This is a genomic window from Erythrobacter sp. NFXS35 (assembly GCF_040148725.1).
In the GTDB taxonomy this organism is placed as follows: domain Bacteria; phylum Pseudomonadota; class Alphaproteobacteria; order Sphingomonadales; family Sphingomonadaceae; genus Erythrobacter.
Genome location: NZ_JAGDEB010000003.1, coordinates 318,818 through 337,197, shown reverse-complemented (window position 1 = coordinate 337,197; position 18,380 = coordinate 318,818). Strand labels below are relative to the sequence as shown.

Genomic DNA, 18,380 nt, shown 5'->3' with positions numbered 1-18,380 from the left:
CTTGACGCTGGCGCGGCAAAAGCGCACCAAACAGCCGTTCATTCAGCAGGAAAATGGTGGAACATGCGAATTCTGATCGTCGAGGATGAGCCCACGCTGGGCGCGCAGCTCAAGTCGACGCTGGAGCAGCACGGCTATGCCGTTGATCTTTCCGCCGATGGCGAGGACGGGCATTTCATGGGCTCGACCGAAGATTACGACGCGGTTGTGCTCGATCTCGGCCTGCCGGAGATCGACGGGTTGACCGTGCTCGGCATGTGGCGGCGCGAAGGGCGCACCTTCCCGGTGCTGGTGCTGACCGCACGCGACAGCTGGTCGGACAAGGTTGCAGGTCTTGATGCCGGCGCCGACGATTACCTCGCCAAACCATTCCAGACCGAGGAACTGATCGCCCGTCTGCGCGCGCTGATCCGCCGCGCTTCGGGCAACACCTCGTCCGAGCTGACGGCGGGCGACGTGCGGCTGGACACGCGTTCCGGCCGGGTCACGCTGGCGGGTGAGCCGGTCAAGCTGACCGCGCAGGAATACAAGTTGCTGTCCTACCTCATGCATCACAAGGGCAAGGTGGTTAGCCGCACCGAATTGATCGAGCATATCTACGATCAGGATTTCGACCGGGATTCGAACACCATCGAAGTGTTCGTTACCCGCATCCGCAAGAAGCTTGGCGCAGACGTTATAACGACCATCCGTGGCCTCGGTTACAGCCTCGACGACCCCGCCGAAGCCCCCCGCGCCTGACGCGCCGGGCGCGGGCGGCGAAGCGCGCAGCACCTTGCCCGCGGGTGGGGGCGCAGCCGTGCCGGAGCCGGTAAGCGCCGCGCCCGCGGCGCAACCGCGTGCCAGCCTTGCCCGGCGCATGGGGCTGATTGCGGCGGGCTGGATCTTGGTCCTGCTGCTGGGCGGCGGCATTGCGCTGGAACGCACGTTGACGCGTCAGGTCGAATCCAATTTCGACGAACAGCTCGACTATATCCTGACCGCGATGATCGCCTCGGCAGAAATCGATCCGTTTGGCGAGGTGTGGTTTTACCGCGCACTGGGCGACCAGCGGTTCCTCGAACCGGGCAGCGGTCTTTACTGGCAGATCAGCGGAGGCGAATTCGAGCCGATTGCCTCACGCAGCCTGTGGGATCGCACGCTCAACCTGCAGGGCGTGAAGACCACCGGCGAGGATTTCGACAGCGAGGTGCATTTCTACAACTCCGCCCAGTTCACCGGCGAACCGCTGCGGATTGCCGAGCGCACCGTGATCCTGCCCGGCAGCGAGACGCGCTGGACCTTTGCCGTCGCCAGCGCGACCGAGCAGATGGACGCGCAGATCGGTCGGGTGCGGCTGATCCTGATCTGGAGCTTCGCGGTGCTGGGCCTCGGCCTGCTGGTCATGGCGCTGCTGCAGATTCGCTATGGCCTTTCCCCGCTGCGGCGGGTGCGCGCCGCGATCCAGAAGCTGCGCACCACCGGCGCGAACCGGATCACCGATCCGCTGCCAACCGAAGTGCAGCCGCTGGTGGAGGAGTTGAACGCCCTGCTCGATCATTCCGAACGCCAGGCCGAGGAAGCGCGCCGCCATGCGGGCAATCTCGCCCACGCGCTGAAGACGCCGCTGACCGTGCTGACCAACGCCGCCACCGCGCGCGCGCCCGATCTGGGCGAGGCCGTGATGCGCGAGACCCGGACCATGCAGCGCCATGTCGATCACCATCTGGCTCGCGCCCGCGCAGTCGGACGCCGAGCGGTGGGCCATGCCCGCACCAATGTGATGGCCAGCGCCGAAGCGGTGCGCCGCGCGGTCGAGAGACTCTATCCGCAAGGCCGCCTCGACATCGCCGGCAGCCGCAGCGCCGAGGTCGCAATCGAGCGGCAGGACCTCGACGAGATGCTCGGGAACCTGATCGAGAACGCCGCCAAATATGGCGGGGGCAGTGTGTTCGTGACCATCGACCCCGACGACGAAGGTGCCGAGGGGCGCGATGGCGAATGCCTGATCTGGGTGGAGGACGACGGCGCCGGCATTCCGGAGGCCGAGCGCATCCGCATCTTCGATCGCGGCGCGCGGCTGGATACCGGCAAGCCCGGCACTGGCCTTGGTCTGGCGATCGTGCGCGATGTCGCGGAAATCTACGGCGGCAGCGTCCAGCTGGGGACAAGTGAGGACCTGGGCGGGCTGCTGGTCGAATTGCGCCTGCCGCGGGCGGAATGATCGACGGTGCGAAGGGTTTTTGCACCCATCGCCGTTAAGCCCCCGAGTGATCGACGACACGCAACCGGAACCGGGGCACTTTGCGCGCAGACATGACCCCTAGCGGCGAGCCTGCGGCTCCTGCCTCAGCGGCCGATGATGCCGCGCTGGTGGCGCGCATGGCCGTGCGCGACCCGGCGGCATTGCGTGAGGCGATTGCGCGTCATGCAGGGCCGCTCCACCGCATTGCGTGGCGCATGACCGGCGAACCCCAAGAAGCCGAGGATATTGTGCAGGAAGCAATGCTGAGATTGTGGGACCATGCACCGCGGCTGGCTTCGCGGCACCCGGCGGGCACTTCTGCTGGCGCTGGTCTGCGCCTCTCCGGTTGGCTCAAGCGCGTGGTGACCAATCTCGCCATCGACCGGCTGCGGCTGGCGCGGCGGGTATCGGGCGAGGACGTGCCGGAACGTGCCGACGACACACCGCTCGCCGATGCGCAGATCGAAGCCGATGAGCGCGACGGTGCGACGCGCGCCCTGGTGATGGCGCTGCCCGAGCGTCAGCGCGCCGCGATCGTGCTGACCTATTACGAGGAACTGCCCAATGTCGAAGCTGCCGCAGCGATGGACATGAACATCAAGGCGTTCGAATCCCTGCTGCACCGCGCCCGTGCGGGCCTGCGGCAGGCCTTCGTGACATTAGGAGACGCGCAATGAGCGCCGCTGGCCACGATGACGGTGTGCCGATCGTCCCCGGCAGCCCGTTGGCGCGGGCGCTGGATGATTTCGCAGTGCCATCACTTTCCGCCGGGTTCGCTGACCGGGTGCTGGCCGCTGCCGAAGCGCGGCCTTCTCCTTTACCCGAATTGCGCCGTTCCGGCGGTGGGCGTGGTTGGCGGCTGGGTCGGCGCATCGCGATTGGCGCGATCGGCTTCGGCGCGCTTGCCACAGCGGCGGCGGCGACCGGGCTGCTCGACCGGTTCGATCTGCCCGCCGTGCCGTCGCCCCAAAAGGTGTGGGCGAGCCTTACCGGCAAGGAAACCGTTCCTGTCGCTGCCGTAGCGCCGGTGGTTCCGCCGCCCGCCGACCCTGCGCCCGCCGTGCTGGCTCCGGTCAGGATCGAAGGCCGGATCGACACGCCCGAGGAATTGGGCGAGGCCTTCCGCCGGATCGACGAGGTGCGGCAGGGCCGGGTCGAGGCACGCCGCCAGATCATCGACACGCGCATCGAAAGCGAAATCGAACGCCGCCGTGCCGCTGGATTACCGCTTCCCACACCGGAAGAAGAAGCGCGCGTGCGGCAGCGGATCGATGATGCCCGCACCCGGCGCGAGGGTTTGGTTGCCGAGAGGCTTCAGGTCCGCCGCGAGGAACTGCTCCAGCGCGTCGAGAACGGCGAAGCGCTGACGCGGGAGGATATCGTTCGGCCTCTGCGCGACGATGCACGTGCGCTCGAACGGACAGGCAGGCTCCAGCGCCTGCGCCGAATGACGCCCCAGCAGCGGCGCGAGGCGCTGCGGCAGTTGCCCGCAGAGGAGCGCCGCGAACTGATCGAGGCGTGGCGCCAGCGCCGCGCCGAGCGCTGGGCTGGGGAGGCTGCGGCGGATACGCCGACCCCCGCAACACAACCTTCTGAATCTTCCGAACCTCCTGCAGCCCCGCCCGCACCGGAATCGCCGGCGTCCCGATCCGGCACGCCCGGTGATCCATCCGCCGCGGCGGCGCCGCCCTGAACAAAAATCCGCCCCCGGCGCGAAGGGTGGGGCTGTTTCTGCCGTTATTCGCATGTCCCCGGACGCAAACCCCGACGCGCCCGATGGGCCTCGCAACCGATTGAACGGAAGAGGAACTTCGCGATGAGAAAGACTCCCCTGATGCTCGCTTCGCTGACGGCGCTGGCGCTTGCCTTGCCTGCCACGGCGCAGGAACAGACCCGCACGCGCAGCTATGATGGACCCAAGGTCAGCGCCAGACAGACCACCACGGTGAACCCCGATACCGGCACTGCAACGCGCACCCGCGAGGCGACCAGTCTCGAAACCGGCAACACCGCCAGCAGCAGCGCCGTGCGCCAACGCACCGAAACCGGTGCGACCGTCGATATCGTGCAGACCGGCCCGCAGGGCAATTCGCGCAGCCTTTCGGGGGAGCGTACCCGCACCGGCAACGGCTCGACCTTCGCTGGAACCGCCACCGGGCGCGGCGGGGAAACCTATGGGTTGGCCGGTGCGCGGAGCCGGGACGGGCAAGGCAATTCCGCAGCCAGTCAGAGCGTCACCAACTCCGCCGGCGACGTGCTCGGCTCGCGCAGCCGCGCTACCACCCGCAGCGAAGGACAGGTGAGCCGCAGCGTCACCAAGACCCGCGCGCATGATGTTGTCCGCCCACAACTTGCGCGGCGTCCGCGCGGCTGAGGCAGCGGCTGAAGATCGTCTTGTGCCGCTCGCAGCAGGATCGGCGGCCCGCTGACCCTGCCACCCCGATGGAGCGCACATAGCGGGCGAGGGTGTGCTGGCTCGGTAGAGCGGCACAGCTCCTTCGGCAGGGCACGCCCCGCATGACCTGGCGGCGTGCTCCTTTTTTTGTCGCCGATTTGCAGCGTCACCGCCGCGTCGGACAATCCGGCTGGATTCGGAACCCGCGCTCGTCCTTGGCCATGTCGTAGGTTCGCCCGACCGGGAAACATACACCGTGCTGCTCGATCAGCAGCGCCTTCACCTTGGCCGCCTCACCCTTCTGAGCGTTCATCCAGTTCAGATGTCCTTCCAGCACGGATTCCGCCAGACTGGCCATTTCGACCGGATCGCTGGCAAATTCGTTCCAGTGCTTCAGGATCGTTGCCCAGCCGCCGTTGCGGTCGTGCAGACCCCATTGCCACCACATCGATCCGGGGAAATCGGGGAAGTTCAGCGAGGCACCGCGCGCGCGCAGCAGGTTGAAGGCCGCCCGCGTATCGCCGCCGAAATTGATTGCATCGAGATCGCTTGTGGCTTTCTCCAATGCTGACCGGCCTGCTCCCACCGCATCGGGGCTTGCGCCCGCATCAAGCAAGCGCGTGAGATACCACAGCCGCTTTTCGGTGGCGCTGTTCACCACCGGCGGGCTCTTCCACAACCCGGGGGCATCCAGATCCATCCCCGCTGCGATCAGCGCATCGAAGGCCGCGCGGTCTTCGCATTCGGTCGCCCAGTCGAGCAGCGACATGCCTTCGTGGCCGCGCTGCTCCAGCGGCGCGCCGGTGAAGTCGAATACGGCCTGATTGCGGCAGATCGACTGGGCGTAGGGGCCAAGTTCGGTTTCTGCAAAGGCGGCCGCGTAGTCCATGCCGCGAAACCGGAAGCGGGTGTGCCGGTCGATGTAATCCGGCGTCGGCTGGCTGGCATCATCGGGCACGCCGTTTTCATCGAGGCTCTGATGACAGCGCAGCGCATGGATCGAAGCGAATTGATAAAGGAACCCGCCTTCGCTGAGATCAAGCCCGAGCTTGGCATATTCGGGATCGGGGATCATGCTCGATAGGTTCATGACCTCGTGGAAATTGTACTCGAAGATGGCGATTTGATCCTCGGTCAGCGTGGCCATGGCCTGCTCGCGGGCGGCGGCCACGCGCTGGCTCAATCGCCAGGCCTGCGGCAATCGCCCGGCCCGTTCGCGCGGATCGGCGGCGGCGGCAGCGCCCTGAGCGAGAGCATCGGCAACCTTGCCGCAGGCGATCGCCCGTCGGGGCGCGTCCTGCTCCATCAGGAACACGCCAAAGACGCCGCGCTGCTGGACAAGCCTCAGGTGAGCGGCCTCTGCGGCCTCGACCGCGCGCCGCTCTGCGCGGGTCGGCTCGGGAACTTCGACAATCGTTACCGACGGCGGTGGATCATACGTCAATGCGTTCTGCGCCATCGCAGGGTGGGCGAGCATCATCGCCGCAGCAACGGTCAGCCCCCTGAGCGCTGTCAGCAATGTCATTGCCCCTTTAACCCCCGCGCGCCTTTTCGTGGTGGCGGATGACTTCCTCGATGATGAAGCGCAGGAACTTTTCCGAGAATTCCGGATCGAGGTTTGCCTCTTCCGAAAGCTTGCGCAACCGTTCGATCTGCCGCGCTTCGCGGTCTGGATCGGCAGGGGGGAGGGTGGCCTTGGCCTTGTATTCGCCCACCGCCTGCGTGATCCGGAACCGTTCGGCCAGGATATGGATCAGCGCGGCATCGATATTGTCGATGCTCTTGCGAAAGCTCGCCAGAACAGGATCGGGCGCCGCTGCGGGCTGTGCGCTTTGCGCGGGCGAAGGTTGCGTTTGCTGCGGCATAGGCTGTGAAACTAGCAGCAATTCTGCGCTTGCCAAGCACGCTTGGCCCACCCTAATGCCCTCTAATATGAGTGCCGAAATCCTTCCCATGCCGCGCAAGGCACCGACACTCAATCCTATGCTGTCGCTGACCGCGGCCGGCATGAATTCCGTCAACACCGTGATCCTCGACCGGATGCAGAGCGAGATCCCGCTGATCCCGCGCCTTGCCGGACACCTGATTTCAGGCGGAGGCAAGCGGCTGCGGCCGATGCTGACACTCGCTGGCGCCGAACTGGTCGGCTACAAGGGCACGCGCCACTACAAACTCGCGGCGGCGGTCGAATTCATTCACACCGCTACCCTGCTGCACGATGATGTGGTGGACGGCAGTGAACTCAGGCGCGGCAAGGCGGCGGCCAATATCATCTTCGGTAATCCGGCCACGGTGCTGGTCGGCGATTTCCTGTTCAGCCGCGCGTTCGAACTGATGACCGAAGATGGCAGTTTGCGCGTCCTGTCGATCCTGTCGCGCGCCAGCGCGGTGATTGCGGAAGGCGAGGTTTCGCAGTTGTCCGCCCAGCGCCAGATCCACACCAGCGAAGAACAATATCTCCACATCATCGGCGCCAAAACCGCTGCCCTGTTTGCTGCCGCCAGCCAGATCAGCGCGGTTGTGGCGGAATGTTCGGAAGAACAGGAACACGCTCTCGAAGCCTATGGCCGCAATCTGGGGGTGGCGTTCCAGTTGGTCGACGACGCAATCGATTACGATTCTGACGCCGCCGAAATGGGCAAGGCGCGGGGTGACGATTTCCGCGAAGGCAAGATGACCCTGCCGGTAATCCTCGCCTATGCACGCGGAAACGAGGAAGAACGCAAGTTCTGGAAGGACGCGATCATCGGGCACCGCACGACGGACGAAGACCTTGCCCATGCCATTGCGCTGATCGAGAAACACAACGCATTGGAAGACACGCGCGAACGGGCGCGGCACTTTGCGCACCGGTCCATCGACGCGATCTCGATCTTTCCCGATGGCAAGGCGCGTGCGGCCATGGCCGAAGCGGCGCAATTCGCGGTCGCGCGCGGGCATTGAGCGCGGTAGCGGGCGGGGCATGATCCCCGACCTTCCCATTCAAGCAGTTTTGCCGGACATCCGTGCCGCGCTTGCGGAACAGGGCGCAGGCGTGCTGGTCGCGCCGCCAGGGGCAGGCAAGACCACCGCGGTTGCGCCTGACCTGCTGGCCGAAGCATGGTGCACCGGCCAGATCATTCTTACATCCCCCCGCCGCGTTGCCGCCCGGGCCGCAGCCGAGCGCATGGCCGAGATGCTGGGCGAGAAACCCGGCGAAACGGTCGGCTACATGACGCGGCTCGACAGCAAGGTGTCGGGGCGAACCCGCATCCTGGTGGTGACCGAGGCGATTCTGGTGAACCGGCTGGTTGACGATCCCGAGCTTCCCGGCGTCTCCGCGCTGCTGTTCGATGAAGCGCATGAACGCAGCCTCGACAGCGATCTGGGGCTGGCGCTGGCGCTCGAAACCCGCGCTGTGCTGCGCGAGGATCTGCGCGTGCTGGTCATGTCGGCCACGATCGACGGCGCACGGTTCGCCCGGCTGCTGGGCGATGATGCGCCGGTTGTGGAGAGCGAAGGGCGCAGCTTTCCTTTAAGGATCAAGTGGCTTGGCGGCGACGGTTCGCAGGGTATCGAGGATCGGGTGGCCGGCGCGGTGATGACGGCGTGGCGCGACGAGATGGGCGATATTCTCGCTTTCCTCCCCGGCGTGCGCGAGATCGAGCGGGTGCGCGAACGGCTGGCCGCGCGCCTGCCGGACGTGCCGATCCACGCGCTTCATGGCCAGATCGAACCGGCGGCACAGCGCGCCGCCATCCGCCGCGATGGCGAGGGGCGCCGCCGGATCGTGCTCGCCACTGCCATCGCCGAAACCTCGCTGACGCTCGACGGGGTCAGCGTGGTGGTCGATTCTGGCCTTGCACGCCTCGCCGAATTCGACCGCGCGGCAGGGACGTCCCACCTCGTTACCCGCCGCGCCTCCCAGGCTTCGGCAGCGCAGCGGGCCGGGCGTGCGGCGCGGCAGGGACCGGGTGTCGCCTACCGGTTGTGGGAAGAGGCGGGCCATGCCGGTCGTCCCGAATTCGCCCCGCCCGAGATCGTGCAGGCAGATCTTGCGCCGTTGCTGCTGCGGCTGGCGAAGTGGGGGACAGCCGATCCGGCGACTCTGCCGTGGCTCGATCCGCCGTCCGAAGCTTCGGTTGCGGCGGCGCGGGCCGCGCTGGAGGCGTTGGGCGCGCTCGATGCGGGCAGAAAGATCACGCCGCTGGGCGAAGCGATCGCCGCATTGCCGATGGCGCCCGATCAGGCCGCCGCAGTGCTGCACGGTGCGTTCGCCGGCTGCGGTGAGGATACGGCGCGGCTGGTGATGCTGCTGCAGGAACGCGGGCTGGGCGGGCGCGGGGAAGACCTGATGCAGCGACTGGCGCGCTGGCGCGGCGATCGTGCCCCGCGCAGCATCGCCGCGCAGCGAATTGCGCAAGGTTGGGCGCGGCAGGGCGGCCAGCTTGCGGAGGTCATCGGCCAAAGTCCCGCCGCAGACGCCGCTGAGGCGCTGGCGCTGGCCCGGCCCGATTTCGTTGCCCGGCGGCGCGATCCCTCGGGCGAGCACTGGCTGAGTACGGGCGGGCGCGGGTATATGCTCGATCCCGCCTCACCGCTGGCCCGTGCCGAATGGATCGTGATCGGCGATGCGCAAGGGCAGGCCAAGGGCGCGCGCATCACCGCCGGTGCCGAGATCGCGGCTGATCGCATCGCGGCATTGTTTGCCCAGGAATTGCAGGAACGCGTCACAACCCGCTGGAACAAGGCCAAAGACTGGGTCGAAGCGCGGCGTGAACGGCGGCTCGGCGCGATCGTGTTGGCCAGCGTGCCGGAGCCTGCACCCGACCCCGCGCTGTTTGTGGATATCCTTGTGGAGAAGGCTGTGGAGCGGTTGGGGGAAGTGCTTCCGCCAGGCTTCCTTGCCCGCGCCCGCTTTGCCGGGGTCGATGCCCTTGCGCCCGAAGCCCTGCGCGACCGCGCGTCGGAATGGCTCGTCCCGCTGCTGACAGGCAGGCGCGATTGCGACCTGCCGCCACACCGCTTTGCCGAGGCTGCGCTGGGCCTGCTCGACTGGAACCAGCGTCAGACATTCGACCGCGCTGCGCCGACGCATTTCACCTCGCCCGCCGAAACGCGCCATGCCATCGACTACGCAGGAGATGATGCGCCGAGCGTAGAGGTGCGGGTGCAGGCGCTGTTCGGTTTGGACAGCCAGCCGATGATCGGTAGCACTCCGCTGCTGCTGAAACTGACCAGCCCCGGCGGGCGTCCGGTGCAGTCGACCCGCGATTTGCCCGGCTTCTGGCGCGGGAGTTGGCGCGATGTGGTCAAGGACATGAAGGGGCGTTATCCCAAGCACCGCTGGCCCGACGCGCCGTGGCTGGAAAAGCCGAGCATGAAGACCAAAAACGCCTTCAACCGCGAATAACTTTGCGCTATCTGAAAGCTGCAATTCGGCCCGCGACAGCGGGTCGCAAGGGCGCCAAGAGCTTTCAGCGCCCGCCCGCAGCGATGCGGCCGCCAGGCCTCAAGCAGCGAAGCGATAGGCCAACAAGAACGTCGCATGAGCGAGGATCGCAAGAAAAAATGTCCGCACGTATCTACCAGCAGCCCAAGCACGCGATGCAATCGGGCAAGGCCCATACGGATGAATGGGTGCTCGAATTCGAGCAGTCCGAGGCCCGTTTTGCCGATCCGTTGATGGGCTGGACCGGCAGCGGCGACACCCAGTCGCAGGTGCGCCTGACGTTTCCGTCCAAAGACGCGGCCAAGGCCTATGCCGAAAAATACGGCATCGCCGCACGCATCCACGCGACCCCGCCCAAGCGGCTGAAGCTGCAGGCTTACGCGGATAATTTTCGCTGAGTTGATTTTTCATTCGCGCCGCGCCATATGCACGCTCGGGAGTCGGGTGGACGTTTGCGTCTGCTCACCGGGTCAGGGCCGGAAGGCAGCAGCCCAGGTGGATGGCGACGGGTCGCTCGGCTCCTTTTTCCACGCATATCGCTGTGATGCGCAGCATGACAAACGGGCGCCGAGCGCCTAGCTTGTCGGCATGAGCGATTCCGATCCCGAACTGCCCGAAGGCGATACCGGCCCGACCGCCGCTGAACTGGAGGCCGCCGGGCAGAATGCGCTGTTCGGCGACCCTGCGCCGCCGCCCGCTGTCGCGCCTCAGCCAGCACCGACACCCGCGCCCACACCCGCGCCGCCTGCTGCGGCTGCACCCGCGACTGCGCCAGCACCCGCCAGCCAGCCATACCGCGTGCTGGCGCGCAAATATCGCCCCCAGACCTTCTCTGAACTGATCGGGCAGGACGCGATGGTGCGCACCCTTGCCAATGCCATCGCGCGCGACCGGCTGGCGCATGCCTTCCTGATGACCGGCGTGCGCGGGGTGGGCAAGACGTCGACTGCGCGACTGATCGCCAAGGCATTGAATTGCGTCGGGCCGGACGGGCAGGGCGGGCCGACCATCGACCCGTGCGGGCAGTGCGAGGCCTGCGTCGCCATCGCCGAAGGCCGCCATATCGACGTAATTGAAATGGACGCGGCGTCCAACACCGGGATCGACGATATCCGCGAGATCATCGAGGCGGTGCGCTATGCCGCGGTCTCGGCACGCTTCAAGATCTACATTATCGACGAAGTTCACATGCTGTCGAAGGCTGCCTTCAACGGCCTGCTCAAGACGTTGGAGGAACCGCCGCCGCACGTTAAGTTCCTGTTTGCTACCACCGAGGTCGACAAGCTGCCGGTGACGGTGTTGAGCCGCACCCAGCGGTTCGACCTGCGCCGCATCCCCGCCGGAATGCTGGCGGAACATTTCGCCAAGGTCTGCCGCCTAGAAGGAGTCGAAGCCGATGCGGAAGGCTTGGCGATCATCGCTGCTGCCGCCGAAGGATCGGTGCGCGATGGCCTGTCGATTCTCGATCAGGCGATCGCTCATGCCGATCTCGACGGAGAGGGACGGGTGACGGCCGCGCGGGTGCGCGACATGCTGGGCCTTGCCGACAAGAGCGCGCAGCGCCGCGTGCTCGGCCATCTGCTCGAAGGCGACGCCAAGGCGCTGTTGGCGGCGGTCGATGAACAATATTCGCTCGGTGTCGAACCGCTGGCGCTGATGCGCGCATTGATGGACCTGACCCATCGGATCACGCTGGCGCAGATTTCCGGTAACGAACCCGATGCTCCGGCGGAGGAAGAACGCGCGGCGCTGGCCGATTTCGCCGCGCGGCTTGGGGCGGGCGAGCTGCACCGCTTGTGGCAATTGCTGATCAAGGGCCATGACGAAGTGCGCTCCGGCCCCGATCCGCTGGTCTCGTTGCAGATGGCCTTGCTGCGCATTCTCCACGCGGTGCAAATGCCCGATCCGGGGAAGCTGGCAAAACGGATCGAGGAATTGGCGGCGGGCGGGTTTGCTGCAGCGGCTCCGGCTCCGGCAGGGGAGGGCGCCGCGTCGCCCGCGCCGGTTGCGGCTGCGGTGCCTTCGACTGCACCCTCGCCCGATTGGGCGGCGCTGGTCGAAGCGGTCGATGCCGCGGGCCAGCTGCGGGTCGCCCAGATCATGCGCGACCGCGTCCGGGTGATCGAACTCGGGACGGATCGCCTGGTGTTCGAGCAGGCCGACAGTTTTCCCGATGACCCTGCGCCCGACATCCGCGAGGCATTATTCAAGCTGACGGGCAAGCGCTGGCAGGTCGAGCGCGGAACCGGCCTCGCGCAGCCGAGTTTGCGCGAAGCCGCCGATGCCGAGGCGCAGGCCGAGGATGCGCGCATCCGTTCCGATCCGCTGGTCGCAGCGGCGTTTGCGGCCTTCCCCGAGGCCGAATTGCTCGGGACCGAGGGCAATGTCGCCCGCGCGGTCCGCCCCCCGTGGAACTGACTTTCAAGGAGACCCCCAGATGAAATCGATGGAAGAAATGATGCAGGCAGCCCAGCAGGCCGCCGAGACGATTCAGAAGCAGATGAACGAAATGCAGGTGAAGCTCGATTCGATCGAGGTCGAGGGCACGGCCGGCGGTGGTTTGGTGAAGGTGCGCGCCAGCGCCAAGGGCCGCATCCTCGGCGTGTCGATCGACGACAGCCTGATCACGCCGGATGACAAGCAGATGCTCGAGGATCTGGTCGCGGCCGCGTTCAACGACGCGCGCGACCGGGCGGACCGGGTGTCTGCCGAACAGATGAAGGAAATGCAGGGCTCTATGGGCCTGCCGCCGGGGTTCAACCTGCCGGGCCTGGGATAGGGGCGGTTTGCGAGCGCTTGGCTTCGGGAGGTACGGCGGTCGTCGGCGGCGCTTACATCCACACGCCGGGGTTCAACCTTCCCGGCTTGGGGTGAGATCTTGGCGCGAGTGGCTCAGGTGACCCGGCGGCCAAAGACAGGGCGCGCGGCAGGCGGCTGGCGCTCTGCCATCGTCGCCCGCGGAGCGACAGGTTCTGCAGCAGGCTGCGCCGCGCGCTTTTCCATGTAACGGGCGAACGCGGCATCCGCGTCGAAGGTGTCTTCCGCTTCCGCCGTATTAATATCTGCGAGGCGCTGCGCGGGCCTGGCTACGGTTGCAGCCGGTTTCGCCGCCTTCGGCTTGTCGGAATTGCCGCCGATGATCTCGGAAATCGCGCTGCGAATGCCTCGGAAAAAGCAGATTGGCGCGCCTAACAACGCAAGCAGCGCAGGGACGTAAAGCGGCAGGCGCTCGCCCGGCGACGCACCAGTATCCCCTATGCTCTCCAACAGGCTCGACACGCCCAGCAGGGCAAAACCTGCTATCAACCAAGCAATCGTCTTCATCACCGTCCTCGTCTGGTCGTTGAAGGGCATAAGGGATAAAGGTTAAGTCCCTGCAAAGCGTGTTCCACAGCTTCTCCTGCAAAAGCCATTGCGGGCGGTAGCCGCCCTACCCATATTCCCTGGCGAAGGGCGCGCCCCAACGGCGGCCGCGGACACACAACATGACTGAGACCTATCCTCTCCTCCCCTTGCGCGACATCGTCGTTTTCCCCGGCATGGTCGTCCCGCTGTTTGTCGGGCGCGACAAATCGGTGGCGGCGCTCGAAGCGGCCATGGAAGCCTCCAAGGACATCGTCCTCATCGCGCAGCTCGATCCGGGTTGCGACGATCCAGAAGGCGATGACCTGTATGATGTCGGCGTGATCGCACAGGTGCTGCAGCTGCTGAAGCTGCCCGATGGCACGGTGCGCGTGCTGGTCGAAGGCAAAACCCGCGCCCGGCTGGCGGCGCTGGAGAGCCTCGACACGCATTATGTCGCCGAAGTCGAGCTGCTGGTTCCCGAGACCGTCTCGGGCAGCGAGGTCACGGCGCTGATGCGGCAGGTGGTCGAACAGTTCGGCGAATATGTGAAACTGAACAAGAAGCTGGGCGATGATGCCGGGATCGACCTTACCGATGTCGACGATGCCGGGCAACTGGCGGACACGATCGCCGCTGCGATAAGTGCGAAGGTATCGGACAAGCAGGCGTTGCTGACAGAGGGTAGCCCGCTGAAGCGGCTGGAACTGGTGATGGCCTTCATGGAAGGCGAATTGTCGGTGCTGCAGGTCGAACGCAGGATTCGCGGGCGCGTGAAGCGCCAGATGGAAAAGACCCAGCGCGAATATTACCTCAACGAACAGTTGAAGGCGATCCAGAGCGAGTTGGGCGGCGGCGACGGAGAGGAAGGCGACGAAATTGCCGAACTCAGCCAGAAGATCGAGAAGACCAAGCTGTCCAAGGAGGCCCGCGCCAAGGCCAATGCCGAGCTGAAAAAGCTCAAGGGCATGCAGCCGATGAGCGCCGAGGCCACGGTGATCCGCAACTATCTCGACGTGTTGCTCGGCCTCCCGTGGGGCCGCAAGTCGAAGCTGAAAAAGGACATTGCCAAGGCACAGGCCGTCCTCGATGCCGATCACTACGCGCTGGAGAAGGTCAAGGACCGCATCGTCGAATATCTTGGCGTTCAGGCGCGCACCAACAAGTTGAAGGGGCCGATCCTGTGTCTCGTCGGCCCGCCGGGTGTGGGCAAGACCAGCCTTGGCAAGTCGATCGCCAAGGCGACGGGCCGTGAATTCGTGCGCCAGTCGCTGGGCGGCGTGCGTGACGAGGCGGAGATCCGCGGTCACCGCCGCACCTATATCGGCTCGATGCCGGGCAAGATCGTCGCCAATCTCAAGAAGGCGGGGAAATCGAACCCGCTGTTCTTGCTCGATGAGATCGACAAGCTCGGTCAGGATTTCCGCGGCGACCCGGCCTCGGCGCTGCTCGAAGTGCTCGATCCCGAACAGAACAGCAAGTTTCAGGACCACTATCTCGAGCTCGATCTCGACCTTTCCGACGTCATGTTCGTGTGCACCGCGAACAGCCTCAACCTGCCGCAGCCGTTGCTCGACCGGATGGAGATCATCCGGCTGGAGGGCTATACCGAGGAAGAGAAGGTCGCCATCGCCCAGCGTCACCTGGTCGACAAGCAGATCAAGGCGCATGGCCTGAAGCAGGGTGAGTTCACCCTGACTGAGGAGGGCCTGCGCGATCTGATCCGCTACTACACCCGCGAAGCCGGGGTGCGCACGCTGGAGCGGGAAATCGCCAAGCTGTGCCGCAAGTCCTTGCGCAAGATCCTCGAAAAGCAGACCGACAGCGTCACTATCACGGCTGAAAACCTCGGCGACTTTTCCGGAGTGCGCAAGTTCAAGCACGGCGTGAGCGAGGAAGATGCGCAGGTCGGCGCGGTGACGGGGCTGGCGTGGACGTCTGTGGGCGGCGAATTGCTGACTATCGAAAGCGTCACCACGCCGGGCAAGGGCGAGGTCAAGACCACCGGCAAGCTCGGCCAGGTCATGAACGAAAGCGTCGCGGCGGCCTTCAGCTTCGTCAAGGCGCGTAGCCCCGCCTATGGCATCAAGCCGAGCCTGTTCCAGCGCAAGAATGTGCATATCCACCTGCCCGAAGGCGCGGTCCCCAAGGACGGGCCAAGTGCGGGTATCGGCATGGTCACATCGATCGTCTCCACGCTTACGGGCATCGCGGTGCGCCCCGATGTGGCGATGACGGGTGAGGTTACTTTGCGCGGCCGGGTGCTGGCGATCGGCGGATTGAAGGAAAAACTGCTCGCGGCCCTGCGCGGCGGGATCAAGACTGTCCTGATCCCCGAGGAGAACGTCAAGGACTTGGCCGAGATTCCCGCCAATGCCAAGGAAGGGCTGGAGATCATTCCGGTCAGCCATGTCGACGAGGTGCTGGCGATTGCACTGGTCGAACCGACTGTTTCGATCGAATGGACCGAAGCGGACGATCTGGCCAGCCAGCCCGGCAGTGCCGGTCAGGCGGCGAATCCTTCCGCTTCAGAGGTGCCAACCGCGCATTAAATCGCTAGAAGGCCTGCTCTTGCCGCGATTCGCGGCAGGGTCACCTTCGATCCCGCAAATCAGGGGCGTCCGACGAATGGTGCAGCTGGTTTTGGCCAGCCGCGAAACACCACCGCCAGACGGACGCATTCTGCGGGGGCGATTTGCCTTTGACAGCCTTGCATAAAAAGTCTCAAGTTCGGACTTTTGGTGAGGCGATTCACCGGAAATAATAGAATCTTGAGCCGAGGGGGTTTCCAGATGAACAAGAACGAGCTGATCAGTGCTGTCGCCGATGCCACGGGCCTTTCCAAAAGCGATGCTGCCAATGCGGTCGAAAACGTGTTTGACACAATCACGAAGGCCTTGTCGGGCGGCGACGAAGTGCGGCTGGTGGGCTTCGGAACCTTTTCAGTCGGCAAGCGCAAGGAATCGACCGGTCGCAATCCGCGCACCGGCGAGGAAATGAAGATCAAGGCATCCAACCAGCCCAAGTTCAAGGCGGGCAAGGGACTGAAGGACGCCGTCAACTGATCGCCTGACACGCGCCGCTTCCTGCGTCAGCGCTGGCAAGAAACCCCGCAGCTCCAAGGGGCTGTCGGGGTTTTTCTTTGCGGCGCTATGCAATGCTTCTAACCGCCGGCTACCACAAGCGCGGTCGGGGCCTGCGCGGTGCGGGGCGAGATAGCCCATGTCAGCACCTTGCTCCCAGCATTCACGCTTGGCCCTTCGTCGGTGTTGTTGGCGAGAATCCGCATTCCCGGCGCGAGGCGGACGATGAAGGTGCCTTCCATCACCGGCAGCCCCGGAAGCTGCGCGACTTCTGCGCCGCTGTCTGCGCTGTCGCCCGAAGCGCCCATCGCAGCGAGCCCGGCCAGCGACCCCATCCCGCCCATGCCGCCCATCATCGGGTTGTCGCCGCTCTGGGCAGCGAAACCCGGGGCGTTGATCCGCACCTGACCGCCGTCGCGCAGGATGATCTGGACGAAAGGATTGGTCGCCGGGAAGCCTTCAATGGTCGGGAACAGGAAATCATGGCTCAGCGTGCCGGTCACCGTGTAGGTAACATCGAACAGGCCGTCACCCTTGTGGACCACCCGCTCCCAGCCGCGCTGACGCTCCAGCAGCCGCACCAGTTCTTTGGCGGCCTCTGGGTCGGACGGATCGATCCCGCCCATCACCGCCGCCATCTGTTCGGCCTCTTTCTTCCGCTCGGCCGCGCGCTCGGCAGCGCCCGCCTCCCATGCGGCGCGCTGCTCGGCTTCTTCGGCAGGGGTGCAGTCGCGGGCTTCGAAGGTGTCATCATCCTGGCATTCCGCCGTGAACGATTCTTCCGCGCCCGCGCCCATCTGCGCGAGCTTGGACAGGCCGAGGAAGAAAATCTCGCCATCATAGGTGAAGCTGAAGCTGTCCGGCCCGGTCAGCTGCAGTTGCGATGTGAACTTGCCGGGCGACATGAAGCAGCCCGTCAACAGCAGCGCAAAGCCGGTCAGCAGCGCCGCGGCGTGCAGGCGAAATGTGGTTGCTTGATTCATGGCGGTTCCCCTTCCGGCCCCGAATGCGTGACGTGCCCCACGCGTCAGCTGCGGGTCGCCGCAGCATATAGCGCAATTGCCGCCGCATTCGAAACATTCAGACTTTCGATAGCAGAGGATATCGGCAGCCGCGCCAGCGCGTCGCAGTGTGCGGCGATGTTCTGGCGCATGCCTTCGCCTTCAGCCCCCAGCACGATTGCCAGCGGCCCGGTCGGCATGACATTGGCCAGCGTCGCTTCGGCCTCCCCTGCCAGCCCGATGCGCCAATATCCGGCTTCGGCCAGTTCCTCCAGCGCGCGGGCGAGGTTCACCACCCGCACCCACGGCACCGTCTCGAGCGCGCCAGAGGCGGATTTCGCCAGGGTGCCGCTTTCCGGCGGGGCGTGGCGATCCTGCGTCACGATTGCAGCGGCGTTGAACGCCGCGGCCGAACGCAAAATTGCGCCCACATTGTGCGGATCGGTCACCTGATCCAGCACCACGATCGGGCGCGCGGCTTCGCCCAGCGCGATTTCATCGAGGAACACATCCTCCAGCGCCGAACATTCCAGCACCAGCCCCTGATGCGGCGCATCCCTGGCGACCAGCCGCCCGAGATCGGCGACATCGGCATATTCGACCGGGAAACCGGGCGGCAACTCGCCATCGAGGTTGTCGATCGCTTCGCGGGTCGCCCACAGCTTGCGGTGCTGGCGTTCCGGATTCTTCAGCGCGGCCTCCACCGGATGGCGGCCCCACAGGCGCACCTGTCCGGTGCTGCCCTGGCCCGAACCGCGCCCGCCCTTCATCCGCCCTGCGCGTCCGCGCAATGCGCGCTTGCGTTCACCCTTGGCCATCTTTGCTCCTTGGCTAACTTCAAGGGCGCCCCCTGCCAGCAGGGCCATTGACAGGCAAGCACCGCTTCGCCAAAGGGGCGCCTCTC

Annotated in this window: 17 protein-coding genes and 1 other RNA gene; 13 read left to right on the top strand and 5 right to left on the bottom strand. The window is 65.7% G+C overall.

Translation table 11 applies throughout. The annotated features are described in order from the left end of the window. The first annotated feature begins 63 nt into the window (after positions 1-63). From J3454_RS13170 to J3454_RS13150, 5 genes are all read left to right on the top strand, one after another. A complete protein-coding gene (locus tag J3454_RS13170; RefSeq protein ID WP_296720189.1) occupies positions 64-741 on the top strand; it encodes a response regulator transcription factor in 678 nt (225 codons plus the stop codon). After that, positions 692-2,203: a sensor histidine kinase gene (locus tag J3454_RS13165; protein ID WP_502878599.1), complete on the top strand. Its 1,512-nt coding sequence runs from the start codon at positions 692-694 to the stop codon at positions 2,201-2,203. The genes J3454_RS13170 and J3454_RS13165 overlap by 50 nt, the downstream gene beginning before the upstream one ends. Positions 2,204-2,295: 92 nt before the next feature. Then, a complete protein-coding gene (locus J3454_RS13160; protein ID WP_349514223.1) occupies positions 2,296-2,901 on the top strand; it encodes a sigma-70 family RNA polymerase sigma factor in 606 nt (201 codons plus the stop codon). Beyond that, a complete protein-coding gene (locus J3454_RS13155) occupies positions 2,898-3,917 on the top strand; it encodes a hypothetical protein (protein WP_349514222.1) in 1,020 nt (339 codons plus the stop codon). The genes J3454_RS13160 and J3454_RS13155 overlap by 4 nt, the downstream gene beginning before the upstream one ends. Before the next feature lie 123 nt (positions 3,918-4,040). Further along, on the top strand, positions 4,041-4,598 hold the full coding sequence (locus J3454_RS13150; protein ID WP_349514221.1) for a hypothetical protein: 558 nt from the start codon (positions 4,041-4,043) through the stop codon (positions 4,596-4,598). Between the two features lie 187 nt (positions 4,599-4,785). On the opposite strand, the gene J3454_RS13145 is transcribed toward J3454_RS13150, so the two are convergent. Further along, entirely contained in the window at positions 4,786-6,144 is a 1,359-nt protein-coding gene (locus J3454_RS13145) for an ankyrin repeat domain-containing protein (RefSeq protein ID WP_349514220.1), read from the bottom strand. A gap of 7 nt (positions 6,145-6,151) precedes the next feature. Further along, positions 6,152-6,484, bottom strand: a complete 333-nt coding sequence (locus J3454_RS13140; protein WP_349514219.1) for a chorismate mutase — start codon at positions 6,482-6,484, stop codon at positions 6,152-6,154. Positions 6,485-6,551: 67 nt separating this feature from the next. Between J3454_RS13140 and J3454_RS13135 the strand changes: the two genes are divergently transcribed. The 6 genes from J3454_RS13135 (at position 6,552) to J3454_RS13110 (ending at position 12,829) form a co-directional block, all read left to right on the top strand. Further along, the gene (locus J3454_RS13135) at positions 6,552-7,562 is read left to right on the top strand and encodes a polyprenyl synthetase family protein (protein ID WP_349514218.1); all 1,011 of its coding nucleotides are present in this window, start codon (positions 6,552-6,554) and stop codon (positions 7,560-7,562) included. A 19-nt stretch (positions 7,563-7,581) separates the two neighbouring features. Further along, positions 7,582-10,011, top strand: a complete 2,430-nt coding sequence (gene hrpB, locus J3454_RS13130; RefSeq protein WP_349514217.1) for an ATP-dependent helicase HrpB — start codon at positions 7,582-7,584, stop codon at positions 10,009-10,011. Between the two features lie 158 nt (positions 10,012-10,169). Beyond that, positions 10,170-10,448, top strand: a complete 279-nt coding sequence (locus tag J3454_RS13125) for an ETC complex I subunit (protein WP_349514216.1) — start codon at positions 10,170-10,172, stop codon at positions 10,446-10,448. Between the two features lie 35 nt (positions 10,449-10,483). After that, positions 10,484-10,578, top strand: an RNA gene (ffs, locus tag J3454_RS13120) — signal recognition particle sRNA small type. 60 nt (positions 10,579-10,638) lie between these two features. Then, positions 10,639-12,468, top strand: a complete 1,830-nt coding sequence (locus J3454_RS13115; protein ID WP_349514215.1) for a DNA polymerase III subunit gamma/tau — start codon at positions 10,639-10,641, stop codon at positions 12,466-12,468. A gap of 19 nt (positions 12,469-12,487) precedes the next feature. Next, positions 12,488-12,829 carry a YbaB/EbfC family nucleoid-associated protein gene (locus J3454_RS13110; protein ID WP_349514214.1) on the top strand — a complete coding sequence of 114 codons (342 nt, stop codon included), beginning with the start codon at positions 12,488-12,490 and terminating at the stop codon, positions 12,827-12,829. A 113-nt stretch (positions 12,830-12,942) separates the two neighbouring features. Here J3454_RS13110 and J3454_RS13105 read toward each other — a convergent pair whose 3' ends face one another. After that, positions 12,943-13,374 (bottom strand): hypothetical protein, encoded by a 432-nt coding sequence (locus tag J3454_RS13105; RefSeq protein ID WP_349514213.1) that lies wholly within the window; start codon positions 13,372-13,374, stop codon positions 12,943-12,945. 161 nt (positions 13,375-13,535) lie between these two features. Here J3454_RS13105 and lon point away from each other — a divergent pair, with 161 nt between their 5' ends. Next, positions 13,536-15,944 (top strand): endopeptidase La, encoded by a 2,409-nt coding sequence (gene lon / locus J3454_RS13100; protein ID WP_349514212.1) that lies wholly within the window; start codon positions 13,536-13,538, stop codon positions 15,942-15,944. 240 nt (positions 15,945-16,184) lie between these two features. Then, positions 16,185-16,457, top strand: coding sequence for an HU family DNA-binding protein (locus tag J3454_RS13095; RefSeq protein WP_349514211.1), 273 nt, complete (start codon positions 16,185-16,187; stop codon positions 16,455-16,457). Positions 16,458-16,555: 98 nt separating this feature from the next. Here J3454_RS13095 and J3454_RS13090 read toward each other — a convergent pair whose 3' ends face one another. Together J3454_RS13090 and rlmB are read right to left on the bottom strand one after the other, a co-directional pair. Continuing rightward, a complete protein-coding gene (locus J3454_RS13090) occupies positions 16,556-17,458 on the bottom strand; it encodes a hypothetical protein (protein WP_349514210.1) in 903 nt (300 codons plus the stop codon). 44 nt (positions 17,459-17,502) lie between these two features. After that, positions 17,503-18,294 (bottom strand): 23S rRNA (guanosine(2251)-2'-O)-methyltransferase RlmB, encoded by a 792-nt coding sequence (gene rlmB, locus J3454_RS13085; RefSeq protein ID WP_349514209.1) that lies wholly within the window; start codon positions 18,292-18,294, stop codon positions 17,503-17,505. Between the last annotated feature and the right edge of the window lie 86 nt (positions 18,295-18,380).

What these genes read in the sequence shown, in the direction of transcription:
- J3454_RS13170 (WP_296720189.1), top strand. Translation starts at nt 64, where the DNA reads ATGCGAATTCTGATCGTCGAGGATGAGCCCACGCTGGGCGCGCAGCTC.
- J3454_RS13160 (WP_349514223.1), top strand. Translation starts at nt 2,296, where the DNA reads ATGACCCCTAGCGGCGAGCCTGCGGCTCCTGCCTCAGCGGCCGATGAT.
- J3454_RS13155 (WP_349514222.1), top strand. Translation starts at nt 2,898, where the DNA reads ATGAGCGCCGCTGGCCACGATGACGGTGTGCCGATCGTCCCCGGCAGC.
- J3454_RS13150 (WP_349514221.1), top strand. Translation starts at nt 4,041, where the DNA reads ATGAGAAAGACTCCCCTGATGCTCGCTTCGCTGACGGCGCTGGCGCTT.
- J3454_RS13145 (WP_349514220.1), bottom strand. Translation starts at nt 6,144, where the DNA reads ATGACATTGCTGACAGCGCTCAGGGGGCTGACCGTTGCTGCGGCGATG.
- J3454_RS13140 (WP_349514219.1), bottom strand. Translation starts at nt 6,484, where the DNA reads ATGCCGCAGCAAACGCAACCTTCGCCCGCGCAAAGCGCACAGCCCGCA.
- J3454_RS13135 (WP_349514218.1), top strand. Translation starts at nt 6,552, where the DNA reads ATGAGTGCCGAAATCCTTCCCATGCCGCGCAAGGCACCGACACTCAAT.
- hrpB (WP_349514217.1), top strand. Translation starts at nt 7,582, where the DNA reads ATGATCCCCGACCTTCCCATTCAAGCAGTTTTGCCGGACATCCGTGCC.
- J3454_RS13125 (WP_349514216.1), top strand. Translation starts at nt 10,170, where the DNA reads ATGTCCGCACGTATCTACCAGCAGCCCAAGCACGCGATGCAATCGGGC.
- J3454_RS13115 (WP_349514215.1), top strand. Translation starts at nt 10,639, where the DNA reads ATGAGCGATTCCGATCCCGAACTGCCCGAAGGCGATACCGGCCCGACC.
- J3454_RS13110 (WP_349514214.1), top strand. Translation starts at nt 12,488, where the DNA reads ATGAAATCGATGGAAGAAATGATGCAGGCAGCCCAGCAGGCCGCCGAG.
- J3454_RS13105 (WP_349514213.1), bottom strand. Translation starts at nt 13,374, where the DNA reads ATGAAGACGATTGCTTGGTTGATAGCAGGTTTTGCCCTGCTGGGCGTG.
- lon (WP_349514212.1), top strand. Translation starts at nt 13,536, where the DNA reads ATGACTGAGACCTATCCTCTCCTCCCCTTGCGCGACATCGTCGTTTTC.
- J3454_RS13095 (WP_349514211.1), top strand. Translation starts at nt 16,185, where the DNA reads ATGAACAAGAACGAGCTGATCAGTGCTGTCGCCGATGCCACGGGCCTT.
- J3454_RS13090 (WP_349514210.1), bottom strand. Translation starts at nt 17,458, where the DNA reads ATGAATCAAGCAACCACATTTCGCCTGCACGCCGCGGCGCTGCTGACC.
- rlmB (WP_349514209.1), bottom strand. Translation starts at nt 18,294, where the DNA reads ATGGCCAAGGGTGAACGCAAGCGCGCATTGCGCGGACGCGCAGGGCGG.